Source organism: Undibacterium sp. Dicai25W (genome assembly GCF_049340505.1).
Lineage (GTDB): Bacteria > Pseudomonadota > Gammaproteobacteria > Burkholderiales > Burkholderiaceae_D > Undibacterium > Undibacterium jejuense.
In genome coordinates this window covers 33,620-47,092 of sequence record NZ_JBMPOQ010000012.1, presented here as the reverse complement: position 1 = coordinate 47,092, position 13,473 = coordinate 33,620, and the positions used below count along the sequence as shown (strand labels likewise).

Annotated in this window: 9 protein-coding genes; 4 read left to right on the top strand and 5 right to left on the bottom strand. The window is 44.9% G+C overall.

Annotated features, from left to right (window positions below; all coding sequences use genetic code 11):
• Positions 1-2,652 carry a TonB-dependent receptor gene (locus tag ACO0KY_RS13755; RefSeq protein ID WP_423046921.1) on the bottom strand — a complete coding sequence of 884 codons (2,652 nt, stop codon included), beginning with the start codon at positions 2,650-2,652 and terminating at the stop codon, positions 1-3.
• 1,029 nt (positions 2,653-3,681) lie between these two features.
• Here ACO0KY_RS13755 and ACO0KY_RS13750 point away from each other — a divergent pair.
• Positions 3,682-4,443 carry a YoaK family protein gene (locus tag ACO0KY_RS13750; protein ID WP_423046919.1) on the top strand — a complete coding sequence of 254 codons (762 nt, stop codon included), beginning with the start codon at positions 3,682-3,684 and terminating at the stop codon, positions 4,441-4,443.
• 60 nt (positions 4,444-4,503) lie between these two features.
• Here the strand turns inward: ACO0KY_RS13750 and ACO0KY_RS13745 are convergent, their stop codons facing one another.
• Entirely contained in the window at positions 4,504-4,818 is a 315-nt protein-coding gene (locus ACO0KY_RS13745; RefSeq protein WP_423046917.1) for a hypothetical protein, read from the bottom strand.
• Positions 4,819-5,346: 528 nt separating this feature from the next.
• Positions 5,347-7,035 carry a peptide chain release factor 3 gene (locus ACO0KY_RS13740; protein ID WP_423046915.1) on the bottom strand — a complete coding sequence of 563 codons (1,689 nt, stop codon included), beginning with the start codon at positions 7,033-7,035 and terminating at the stop codon, positions 5,347-5,349.
• 273 nt (positions 7,036-7,308) lie between these two features.
• Between ACO0KY_RS13740 and ACO0KY_RS13735 the strand changes: the two genes are divergently transcribed.
• Both ACO0KY_RS13735 and sppA read left to right on the top strand, forming a co-directional pair.
• Positions 7,309-8,322, top strand: coding sequence for a S1/P1 nuclease (locus ACO0KY_RS13735; RefSeq protein ID WP_423046913.1), 1,014 nt, complete (start codon positions 7,309-7,311; stop codon positions 8,320-8,322).
• Between the two features lie 25 nt (positions 8,323-8,347).
• Positions 8,348-10,204: a signal peptide peptidase SppA gene (gene sppA / locus ACO0KY_RS13730; protein ID WP_423046911.1), complete on the top strand. Its 1,857-nt coding sequence runs from the start codon at positions 8,348-8,350 to the stop codon at positions 10,202-10,204.
• Positions 10,205-10,399: 195 nt separating this feature from the next.
• On the opposite strand, the gene ACO0KY_RS13725 is transcribed toward sppA, so the two are convergent.
• Positions 10,400-11,554 (bottom strand): ATP-grasp domain-containing protein, encoded by a 1,155-nt coding sequence (locus tag ACO0KY_RS13725; RefSeq protein WP_423046909.1) that lies wholly within the window; start codon positions 11,552-11,554, stop codon positions 10,400-10,402.
• Between the two features lie 328 nt (positions 11,555-11,882).
• On the opposite strand from ACO0KY_RS13725, the gene ACO0KY_RS13720 reads away from it, so the two are divergent.
• Positions 11,883-12,503, top strand: a complete 621-nt coding sequence (locus tag ACO0KY_RS13720; RefSeq protein ID WP_423046907.1) for a response regulator — start codon at positions 11,883-11,885, stop codon at positions 12,501-12,503.
• A 49-nt stretch (positions 12,504-12,552) separates the two neighbouring features.
• Here the strand turns inward: ACO0KY_RS13720 and ACO0KY_RS13715 are convergent, their stop codons facing one another.
• Positions 12,553-13,398: a serine hydrolase gene (locus tag ACO0KY_RS13715; protein WP_423046905.1), complete on the bottom strand. Its 846-nt coding sequence runs from the start codon at positions 13,396-13,398 to the stop codon at positions 12,553-12,555.
• Positions 13,399-13,473: the final 75 nt, after the last annotated feature.

The window sequence follows — 13,473 nt, the reverse complement described above, 5'->3', positions numbered from 1 at the left end:
TCAGAACTTAGCGCTGACACTCAGACGATAAGTTGTCTCTCCCTTGAATGACCATGCTGGATAGCCAGCTTGCAAAGGCACTTTTACTGTAGTGGTGGTTGATGCCGCACCATATTGAACATCGTCTGCTTTCAGCAAGTTTGTTGCTTCCAACGTCAAGCGAATTTTGTCAGTAACATTCCAACCAATACTTGCATCCAATGTGCCATAAGAATCATGCATACGGTTACCGTACCAACCAGTTTCACGCAACATATACTCAGAACGCCAGTTGTAGGCAGCACGAGCAAAGTACTGCGGGCTTTCCCAGTAACCGAGCAAGTTCACATTGTGCTTGGAAGACTGCGTAAATACGTTCAACTGATCCTGGTAGCTAGTTGCTGGTGCAGTGGCGTTTGCCAGCGTGTAGTTGGCAACAACACCGAAGCCATTATCAAAGGAATGATTAATTTGCGCTTCCAATCCATCGATTTTACCGCCGCCAGCATTGACATAGCGATTCACTGTCCAGCTATCTTTTCCACTATCCGGACTAACCACACCAATACTTTGATTAACAGCAGTCTGCGTAGTGATGAAGTTATTGATGTCTTTGTGGAAGTAAGTCAAAGACAACAGGTTACCCTTACCATAGTAGTACTCAACACTGAGATCCAACTGTGTGGACTTCATTGGCTTCAGAGCTACACTACCGTAAGTAATTGTTTCATTACCGGCCGTTTTATCCTGATAACCAGTTTCTGTCGCCAGGAACATGTTATCAAAATTAGGACGAGTAACCGCCTGAGAAGCTGCTAAGCGCAAAATCGTGTTTTTGTTGAGGTCATAAGCAATATTCAGACTTGGCAATACGTCGTTGTATTTTGCCGTCTGACTAGTCAGACTATTACTCCAGCCATTGTTATTACCAATGTCACCAGCAGCCAATGGCGTGCCGTTAAACGCATATCCGGTCCCAGTAGCATCGGTACTAATATAACGGGCACCAAAGTTACCATGCCACTGTTCTTTTTCGAAGTTAAACATACCGTAGATCGCGGTATTTTTTTCTTCAAGTTTGCCGTAACCGCTACGATCATAAGTCCAACCAGTGATGTTTTGATTGGTGTTAGCCATCATTGCATCAATATTTGGTTTTGGATTTGACCAACCGTTTGGACCCATCGCAATCGTGCCGCTGTACAAACTTGCAGTTGGAGCGTTGATGGTAGTCGCAGCAAAATTAGCACGGTAAGAACTCTTTTCAAACGTGTGATCCGAGACGCGGAAGCCAGTTTTGAAGGAAGAAATACCGCTAGCCCAGTCCAGGTTCAACAACAAATCAGCTTGCGCATAATTTTCTTTGTCAGTGTTAGGTCCTTTAGACGTCGCCCAAGAACCTGAAGGACCAATACTTCCAGGCAAATTCGCCAAAGCAACATCCTGAGGCGAACTTGGTGTCATAATAATTTGCTTACCTGTAGCATTGATATTACCCGTCCATTTTGGCAGATTTGGACCAGTCGCATCACCTGAATAGTAAGCGTAGTTAGTTGTTTCAGAAGTACCACCGTCTGCCTTGGTAGAACCAGCAACCGCATCCAGTTTAAAGCCGTTACCCTTGTACGTACCATTCAGATTCAAACTATCAGACGTCATTTCTGCAGTACGCGCCCAAGTCTGCAAGAATGCATTGTTTGCAGTTGCCGCCGTTGTTGTACTGCTTGTACATACACCAGCAGCATTCAAAGATGTACAGTTATTGAATCCTGTTTTCGCTGCAGGATCGTAAGTGTTTTGGAAAACGTACTGACTCGTGTTCGAGTTATCGCCAGTCAATTTCAGTTTTAAGTAATTCAGACCAAGATCCAGATCTTTGGTTGGACGAGCTTGCAAGTTCAAGTTAAACGCTTGACGCTTACGCTCTTGCACGAAGGTCGTTGGCGCAACGTCACCAGACCAGCGTGAGTCAGACTCAATACCACGGCGAATATATTCACCATTTTCGACCGCACCACCAACTAACACACCAAATGTATTGGCTTCATTCTTCCAGCTATAAAGACCAGACACATCTTTATCCAACTCAGTGCTGACAGTGCCCTTACCGATTTTCGCACCAATAAATGCAGAACCAGATGGCATATCCAATGGCTTACGGGTTTTAACAATCACCGTACCACCAATACCACCTTCAGTCAGATCTGCCTGAGAGGATTTGTACACTTCTATGCCACCAATCAATTCTGAAGGCAACAAGGAGTAGTTAAATGAACGATCAATAGATTGCTGGTCATACCAACCAGTAGAAGCAATCGTCTGACCATTCAATGTTGTGTATGTCATTTGTGGATCAGAGCCGCGCACAGATACAGATGCACCTTGACCAAAAGCACGGCCAACAGAAACACCTGGAACACGTCCCAGTGATTCACCAACGTCGGTATCTGGCATCTTACCGATGTCTTCTGCAGAGACGGCGTCAACGACGGAATTTGAATTTCTCTTAATATTTACTGCATTTTGCATCGAAGCACGGATACCCGTTACAACGACCTCTTGTGCAGCAGGCTGTTGCGCCTGCTGTGCTTGCGCTGACATCGATGCACTCAGAACCAGCAGCGCTACTGCCGAAGCAATAGGTGTCAAACCAGATGTTGAATTATGTTTCATTTACTCCCCCAAGGATTTTTTTAAACAATTTTTTAGCTAAAGTACTTCAATTTAATGAAAAGCCAAGTCCCCACCGACACAAAAACACCAACTTTTTACAACAAAAAAAAATCCACTTAGATGCCACTACAAATAAAGGAGGCAATATTCTTTTTTTGTAAAATTGCCTTATAACTTCGTCCCAAAAATCATTTTAAATTTATTTTTTTACAAATAAATTATTGAGCCAAACCGCAAAATTCACCTCAATTTAAAAAGAGTTTTCGGCAGTTACACCACCCATTTGCATCCGGAATTGTCGATTTCAAACCTGGATATTGCGAGTGAAAATCAGACAAAAATTTCGAATGAGTCTCACTTTAAGGACGGCAAAAGTGGTTGTCAAGCGGTATCTACGTGGTATTAACATGAGCGACATTGGTATTAATTATATTGATCAATAATTAGATGTAAGCATCTGTTTTTAAACAACTATATTTAATTTATTTTAAATACCAAGATAAAGTGGTCTGTTTAGTTTTTCCAACAATGACATATAGATATTTACTTAATGCATATCAGATTCACATGAACCAACACTACATTTCTGCGACCATTTGAAATCAAAACTTCCAGTAAATTGGCGCCTGAATTGACGGTAATTTCCCAGGAAAGATTGCCGTTAAAAATTACTAGGATTTTTTATACACGGAGATAAAAAAGTAAAAGGACGAGCAAACTCAGAAGAAGAAAATTTCCATCAGAAACCGATTTTTTCGAATAAGATTAAGAAAACATATCTAAGTGGTATTAAGGCGTTATTTGGCAACACAAAACAGTAAAGAACTGCACGCAAAAGTAGGGATAGTAGGGATTCATAAAAGGCGTGGAGCTCCTGTTTTTCGGGGTTTAGGTTTGCAATGAGCCAGAAAAGCTTAATTCACTGACGAAAATCAAAGACATTATGAGCAAGCGGATTATTTCACCGCACAATTGCGGCAAGATCTCGACTACACTTGAATTCCGACTCGTAAAAATGCGCGCACCGTTATGCCTATCAACTACCTGTCTGCACTGACTTCTCCAAAGCGCTCTGCGCGAACAAACCTACATCTGGGTGTCAGCCTTGCCGCGATTGCCGGCGCTCTCAATGCCGGTGGATTTTTAGCGGTTGGTCAATACACTTCACATATGACAGGTATGTTGGCAGCAGCGACAGATGATTTGGTATTAGGAAGAATATTGCCAGCGATAGCGGCCATGTTTTCATTACTAAGTTTTGCGACTGGTGCCGCATGTACTGCATTAATTGTGAATTTCGCCAAACGCAATCACCTGCGCTATATCTACACGCCAGTATTGCTTTTTGAAGCAGCGTTGCTGCTGATGTTTGGACTGGTAGGCACGAGACTTCAACAACATGAAGTCATTACCGTTTCATTCACCACGGTATTACTGTGTTACACAATGGGATTGCAAAATGCTTTGATCACCAAAATCTCTAACGCAGAAATCCGGACGACACATGTCACAGGATTAGTTACAGATATAGGGATAGAACTAGGGAAATTGGTTTACTGGAACAAAAACAAAGATGAGTTGCATCCATCGGCAGAAGTGGCGGCAAATATGGATAAATTGCGCTTGCATCTCTTGTTAGTTGTCTGGTTTTTTGTTGGTGGAGTCTTAGGCGCATCCGCGTTTAAACATCTGGGATTTATCTCGACTGTACCGTTGTCGATCGCACTCATTATTTTGTCATTAGCACCGAATCTGAAACGGCGATTAAAACAGAGTAAGCAAATCCAATAAGACTTAAGCTTCTGCGCCAGCAATTACTATTTACCGGCGCAGCGCTTGTAAAACCACGTCTTAAAATTGCGGCAGATCTGCCAGTCGACTACCGTAGACAACATCTACTTCAGTACTTAACCCTGGCATGCCATCTTCATACATGATTCCGACCACCTTCGGCCCAAGAATAATGGCATTGTCACGCTGAAATTTCGTCACGACCTCATCGCCATTCGTGATTGTTTCCCAAACCGCCGACACATCCGCCTCTTGCAGCTGATCAACGACTGCAGGTGGCATCACCTGTCCCCCTTTGCTTCGACCCCAACGCACTTTAGCGACACGCTCGCCACTATCGTCAAACCGGACTGCCTCAATAAAGAAAAGTGCCATGACAATACTCCTTATTTACAACGAACAAAAAACAGAAGAAGGATGGTGTGGGATGAAGAACTTACCTCGCAACTGAAGCCGGACAAACAAGTCCTCCTCTGAACCTCAGTAACGGGAATATTACCAAAGAAATTCGACGCCGGGTTTTTTCAGGAAAGCTAATTACAGAGCGGCTCTTCAAGACAAAACCCCTTGTAAGGCGCATAGACGCGAGAGGAAATTTATTATTTCATCTCGCGTTTAGGTATGTACGCAAAGAAAGATTATCGAAGAAAAATTTCCGAATAAGGAAAGGTTTTCTGATTCCGGCTAGGATTGAAAAAAGTTACTCCTAGACACTACTATCCATGGCAAGCTTTTCCTTACAGCGCAGGCTGGAATCCAGGAGTATTCAGTGTCGGTGTAATATGCGCAAGATCCTAAAGACACTGGATTCCTGCTAAAAACACGTAGGAATTACAATACCTGATGCGAGTTGGCGGCTTGCACCCGCCCTACAAAAGCAGTAGCTACGGGTGAAACAATACATCAACTCAATTTTGCGGCATGCTCACGAGTCGCATGGAAGGTGATGCCAGGCCAACGCTCTTGTGTCAATTTCAGATTGACACCAGAAGTCGCCAGGTATGCCATGTTGCCAGCGGCATCATAGGCAATATTGGCGCCGGCGGCAGAACGTTCAAAGTCAGCCATCATTTTCTTGTCGTCGCAAGTAATCCAGCGCGCGCAACTGATACTCGTACCTTCAAACACAGCGTCAACACCGTATTCATTTTTGAGGCGGCTTGCCACCACTTCAAACTGCAACACACCTACCGCGCCCAACACAAGATCGCTACTTACAACTGGCTTAAATACTTGCACTGCGCCCTCTTCGCCCAACTGCTGCAAACCTTTTTGCAGTTGCTTGATTTTCAGCGGATTCAAAATACGTGCCGTACGGAAAAAGTCCGGTGCAAAATAGGGAATACCAGTAAATTGCAGCAATTCGCCTTCGGAAAAACTATCACCGATTTGCATATTTCCATGATTAGGCAAACCAATGATATCGCCAGCATACGCCTCTTCGACTTGCTCACGAGAGGACGCCATAAACGTCACGACAGATGACACTTTGATTTCGCGATTGAGTCGCAAATGTTTGAGCTTCATACCGCGTTCAAAGCGCCCTGAACACACACGCAAAAACGCGATACGATCACGGTGCGCCGGATCCATATTGGCTTGAATTTTGAATACAAAACCAGAGAATGGCAACTCACGTGATTCAACCGTGCGAACAGTTGCATCACGACCACAAGGCGGCGGCGCCCAATCCAGCAAGGCATTTAAAATTTCACGCACACCAAAGTTATTAATCGCAGAGCCAAAGAATACTGGCGTTTGTACACCAGCTAAAAAGTCTTCCAGACTAAACGGATGAGAAGCACCATGCACTAACTCGACTTCCATTTTGAGCTGTTCGATTTCCAGCGGGAACATTTCAACCAAACGCGGATTATCAATGCCTTTGATCACTTCAAACTCCTGGTCAGCGCGTTCGCTACCAGGTGTGAACAACAGAATCTCGTCTTTCAGAATGTGGTACACACCGCGGAACGTCTTGCCCATACCTATCGGCCAGGTCACTGGAGCACATTGAATCTTCAATACCGATTCCAGTTCATCGAGCAATTCCAAAGGATCGCGAGTTTCACGGTCCATTTTATTGACGAAGGTAATGATCGGTGTGTTGCGCATACGGCAAACATTGAGCAATTTAATCGTTTGCTCTTCGACACCTTTAGCAGCATCGATTACCATCAGTGCCGAGTCCACCGCCGTCAACACGCGATACGTATCTTCGGAGAAGTCCTGGTGACCTGGTGTATCGAGCAAATTGACAACGTGATCACGGTATTCGAACTGCATCACCGATGAAGCAACCGAGATACCACGTTGCTTTTCGATCTCCATCCAGTCAGAGGTAGCGTGGCGACCACTCTTACGCGCCTTGACCGTTCCGGCGAGCTGAATCGCACCAGAAAACATCAGCAGTTTTTCAGTGAGCGTGGTTTTGCCCGCATCCGGGTGGGAAATAATGCCGAAAGTACGACGGCGCGCCACTTCGCGGCTGATCAGATCGCTCGATGGCGAAGTAGCGTTCGCAGACTCAAGCGTTGTATCTACTACAGAGTCAGACGCTGATTCAGGACTTTCGCCTGAGGATTCGTTCATGGTGTTCATTGCAGGTGCCGCAAAATGGAAGAAAAACGTGCAAGTTTAGCTGGTATTGCGGCCGAAGTCGAATTGACAGTCAAACAATATCTTAAACACATTAGGGGACTGATCAATAGATCGGGGAAATTTCATGCAGGGATGGCGTATTCCCGCAAAAAAAGAAGCGCGATATGCTCCGAGGAGTATTTTTTGGAGCTTTGCTATATGCTAGTCATCTTTACAAGATAATATGCTTATTTTTTCCTATTTTTCTTTCCCTTTCTGACACAAATGAAAAAACTCTTGATTTGTCTTTCCATGCTGACTGCAGCGACAGTACCGCAACTCAGTTTTGCCTGGGGCGCCGATGGTCATCAAACCGTCGGAGCGATTGCCGATACGCTACTCACTGGTACTAAAGCCGGGGCGCAAGTCAAAAAGCTGTTGGACGATAACACCCTGGAAAAAATGTCAGTGTGGGCGGATTGCGTTAAGGGTATCTCACCTGAAAAAGATTTTGCCTATACGTCAACTGGTCGCTATCCTGAATGTGCACCATTTGAAACGGCCAACGGCATCGCTGCGATGGCAGATTACGTAAAGCGTAATTCGGATGATTGTCACCCTGCTGCAGGTGAAGAAAGTTGCCACAAACAATATCATTACGCCGACGTGAGCCTGCAACACTCCCATTATCAAACTGGTTATGTGGGCACCAGCGATCACGATGTGGTTCACGCTATTCGCGCCGCAGCACTGGTTTTGCAAGACAAACCTGCGCCAGCACCTTTTAATTTCAAAAACAAGGCAGAAGCTTTAACACTCATCACCCATTACATCGGCGATATACATCAACCCCTGCATGTCGCTTCCGTATTCTTAGACGCGAATGGTCAAATAATCAATCCCGACGATGTTGCACACGACCAAAACAACAATACGGTCGGTGGCAACGCGTTGCAATGCCCGTGCGGAAATTTCCATGCCCTTTGGGATGATGTCCCTCTGCTATTCAAACGTGGCCGCATGAATGCGACGTTAAGCAAAAAAGCCCGTACACTGACGCTTGCCAGTGCAACTATCGATCAACTACCGGTAATATGGGCTGACGATGCCATTGCCGATGCCAAACTGATTTTTGCCGGAACTCAGTTTAGCAAAAGTACGCAGAACCAATTTGGTAGTAATTGGTCTATAGGCTTGCCGTTAGAATATGAAAAAACGATGCAAAATGTTAAAGAAGATGCGCTAGCCCGTGCTGGCGCCCATCTGGCGCAGATATTACAAGCCATCTGGCCTGAATAGTTTTTAAGACAATAAAGGACTGACTATGAGTTTCCCACTGTTTCGCTGGATAGGCACAGGTTTCAAATTTTTATGGAATGCGCTCGATACCAGCCGTAAGATCTTTTTAAATGTACTGACCTTTTTTATCTTAATTGCGATCGCGATCGGCATCTTCGGTGGCGGTTTGAGCAAGTTAGAGGACAAAACATCACTGATCCTTGATTTCAAAGGCCCGGTCGTTGAGCAACATTCTGGAAACGCGCGCGACGCTTTGCTGGCTGAAGCACAAGGCAATGCCAAAAAGTCGACGCAATTACGTGACATCTTAGCGGTGCTCGATAGTGCTTCTAAAGATAACAAAATCAATAGTGCGGTGTTGCTGCTCGATGACATGGGTCCGACTGGACTACCGATGTTGCGCGAAGTTGCGGCCGCGATCGACCGCTTTAAAGCCAGCGGAAAAACCGTGGTTGCCTGGGGCTCGAGCTTTGACCAGCGTCAGTACTTTTTAGCAGCACATGCCAATGAAGTGTATATGCATCCGATGGGCTCAGTGATGTTGACTGGGTTTGGTCGATACCGAAATTATTATCGCGATGCATTAGACAAAGTGGGTATCACCGTTAACTTGCTTAAAGTCGGCACCTACAAAAGTTTTGCAGAACCGTATATCGCCAATGCCCCCTCCGAGGCAGCTACAGAAGCCGAGAGTTTTCTCTACAATGCAATGTGGAAAACCTATACCAACAACGTTGAACAAGCACGCAAACTTCCAGTTGGCAGCATCATGCAGGGCATCGACCAATTACCAGAGTTAATGAAAGCAGCTGGTGATGATAGTGCCAAACTGGCATTGAATATGAAGTTGGTCGACGGTTTAAAAACACGCGATGAACTGCGTGAGTTAATGCTAAAACGTGGTGCACGTGATGACCAAAATCATACTTTCCGTCAAATCGCATTTGATGACTATCTGAGCCGCCAGAAACCAAAATTGTTTGGTGATGCGGTCGGTGTGATTGTCGCCTCCGGTGAAATTGGTGATGGCAAAGCGCCACCGGGATCTATCGGTGGTTTATCTACTTCCGCCTTGATCCGCAAAGCAAGGGAAGACGATAGCATTAAGGCCGTTGTGTTACGTGTAGATTCCCCTGGCGGCAGCGCATTCAGCTCCGAATTAATCCGTCGCGAATTAGAACTGACGCGTAAAGCAGGCAAACCTGTGGTCGTTTCTATGGGCAATGTGGCAGCTTCTGGCGGTTATTGGATTTCGATGTCCTCTGACGAAGTGATCGCCGATGAAGCGACCGTGACAGGTTCTATCGGTGTCTTCGCAATTCTGCCAACGGCAGACAAGGCGATCGAAAAATTAGGTATTCATACTGGCGGCACGACGACAACCTGGCTGGCTGATCCGTTTAATCCATTGCGTCCTCTGAATCCTAAATTTGGCGAATTAGTACAATCGAGTATTAACCATATTTATTCCGAGTTCACGACTAAAGCAGCAGCGGCGCGTAAAACGACACCAGAGAAAATCGATGCGGTAGCCCAAGGACGCGTTTGGACAGGTGCTCAGGCAAAGGAACGTGGTCTGGTAGATAAAGTCGGTAGCTATTCCGATGCGATCAGCTCGGCTGCAAGCAGAGCCAAGTTAGGCAATGACTACCGAATCAGCTATGTCGAGCCGGAACTGACCAAGTTTGATCGTATCTTTGATCTGATCGGCTCGCAAGCGGCACATATTTTACAAGACCAATTTAAAGTTGCTTTAGTACCGACAGGTATTCCACCTGTTGCAGCAACACAAATTATGTCTGACTTCGCATGGTTGGCGGATGTCAATAAAGATGGCAAGGGTTACTCAGCGATTACCCATTGTTTGTGTTCAGCACCATAAAAGATGAATGAAAAATGAATGGGCAGCGGAGGAAACTCTGCTGCCCTTTTTTTACGGCAAGAGAAAGAAATAAAATGAAAAGCTATCGTATTTATTTTTGAAAAAGCAGGAGAGTCAGACGTACTTTATGAGACGTTCACGAACATAATCTTCAACCACGCAGATCAAATATTACGTCACTCGCAATGATTGATTTTATACAAAACGACCTGTACTCACTTTTTTATCTCCACGTAATTTGAGGATAATATGACGTAAGTTCAGGAACATAATAAATGGCTCAGCCCAGCGCATTTCTCGCCACCATAACGGATACCACAACCATTTTAACAACCCGCGATGGTCTTTCGCATCTATCGCACGAAATACATCCTGTGGAAACAGAGGCACAATATTTTTTCTGACTTCTTTTTGCATAGGCATGTGATTGCCATTGGACGTATCCATGTTCAACAAAATTCTGATTGCCTTAGAAAAATCAACGCCGACACGTCTGCCTAAATCCATCGTCAAAGTTGGACGGAAATTTTGCTCTAGCAAAACCAGCTGACCGGTTTCTTCCTGTTCAATAAAATCAATTCCGCACAGCCCATTAAAGCCAGATAAGTTTCCCAGCTGGGTCAGTAACTTTTCAATTTCTGGAAACACTTTAAACTCGATCGCTGCTGAAGGACCGAGATCGCCCCAAGTACGTGAGCGATAATACGAAAACCATGCGATTGGTTTTCCTTCTCGGTAAATGGCCGCAGCACTTGCCAGACGGCCATAAATAAATCGCTGCGCAATCACTTGCTGTTGGAGATGAATCTTAGACAGAGCGGCTTCATTCTCAACAATATGCACAGCCAAACCAGCGAAACCCTGAGCATCTTTTAGCACGATGGGGTAACCGAGACGCTCTCCAGCAGCGCGCAATTCGTCGAAATCGGAACACAAGTCAAAGTCTGGCACTACAATTTGCTCTTTTTGACAATGCTGAATAAACACAGATTTTGACGTAATAAAATCAATTCCCCTATTTCCCACTATCGTAGGAAAAATTGCCTTGACCCATGCTTCATTGCGACGCTTTTCTAAAGCATACAACAAAGGATCGTCACCTATCACAATCCAATCATATTTATTCTTCTGACCTTGTAAGTGAACATTCAAATCAGCGACGACAGCATCAACGTCATTTGGTGAAATAAACTGATGCTTTACAAAGCGAGAATACGTAGGAAAACTGTCAGGAACCCCAAGCACACTAATTTCACAACCAGCTTCATGCAACAAAGCTGGGAGACGGGAAAGTCCCTCCCAATGTGCATACGTTACGATCAGAACTCGATAGTGATGCTGAGAATTCAAGTTAGTTTCCTGGAGAGTTTCATCATGTTAATATTTTCCAGCTATTAGTTGTGTATATATTAATGCAATTTAAACCACATGTATACGAGAAGACCCATGAAATTTTTATATTACTCTCCAGGCCGAAATTTAATGCCATTAAGATTTCACATGAAAAAGAAGCCGCTTTTAAAATGCTTACTTCGCAAGAAAAATTTTCATTTAAATATCAAAAATTTACCTACTTATTGCTAAAGATAAGCCATTCATATTGCATACAAAATAGTCGGGTACGATTTGAGTTCAACAAAAGTCTTTGGAAAATGTTCCAACCAATCGATGCTTATTAATGAAAGAGCGAATTATTATTGTCGAACCTCAGCCTATGGTGTCCGTCGCACTAACGGCCTTGCTCGATCTGAAAACAGACTTACAAGTTATTGCAATAAAAAATAATGGGCGGGAAGCACTCAATCTCTATCAGCAAGAAATGCCAGATACTTTAATCACTGACATCGAAATGCCGGTAATGACGGGTCTTGAACTGGCCGCCACAATTCAAGAACAGGTGCTCACCTGTAAAGTCATTATGCTTACGACTTTTGCGCGCACCGGGTTTCTTCGTCGCGCTACGGCGAGTGGGGTTCGCGGTTATATACTCAAAGATGCGCCTGCAGAGACGCTGTCACAGACAATCCACAATGTGCATGCTGGCGGTAAGACGGCAGCACCAGAGCTAGCCATACAAAGCTGGAGAGGGTCACTGGATCCCTTAAGTGAGCGCGAAAGTCAGGTTCTTCGGTCGGCGGGTACAGGCTCGAGCACCGCAGAAATCGCTCGATTAATGTTTTTATCCGAGGGAACTGTGCGCAATTACTTGTCTGAGGCAATCAACAAATTAAGCGCAAAAAATCATGCAGCAGCTTACCGTCTTGCAAGGGATGAAGGTTGGTTCCGACAAACACGGTAGCCGCCAGCTCAGTGAAGATTCAATTCATAGACCTGGCAAGAATGATCCGTTAAACTTTAGCTGATCGTGAACGACGACGCATCGATGCATGGATCGCAGGCGCGATGTCCTCTCCTTTGATCAGACGCGAAATATTCATCGCATCAACAAAGCGTGAAGAACTAGCACTAGCATTCAATAACACTAAGGTCGCTTTTTTCTCTGCCAGCTTAATACGCATGATCAGACAATTGCCTGCTTCATTCGTGAACCCAGTCTTCGAAAGCAAAATATCCCAGCCCTTTTTACCGACGAGACGGTTGGTATTGTGGAACAGGCGCTTACGACCTTTAATATCAATCACATCTGATGTGTCGGTCGTAATATCAGTAATCTGTGGATAATGCGATGCTGCCACGGCCATTTTTACCAGGTCGGCTGCCGTAGACGTATTTTCTGGCGATAAGCCAGTTGGTTCTTTGATCACAGTATTGGTCATTCCTAATGCTTTGATTTTGACATTCACTGCCTTCTCAAAAGCGACATTTCCACCTGGATAGGTTCTTGCCAGTGCTGCGGCAGCGCGATTATCTGAGGACATCAACGCTAATTGCAGGACATCTTTCCTCGGCAAGGTAGCACCAACCGGCACATGCGACAAACTATGCTTGAGCGTATCCATGTCAGAATTTTCTATGGAAATCATTTCATCCATATTTGGCTTGCTATCTAAAATGACCATCGCTGTCATCAGCTTGGTCAAAGAGGCGATCGGTGCCACCTCAGTCGCATTTTTTTCCAGCAACACTTTACCCGTGCCATCTTCGACCACGATCGCGTGCTGTGAATTTAACTGCACTGCCGAGACACTACCTAAATGTAGCACCAGGCATAGACCAACTAAGCGTTTCAACATTGCTTCACACCTGACTTATTAAATATAAATGTTTTCTAATGCCAGTCTCATTGCCACCTGATCTCACATCGCAAA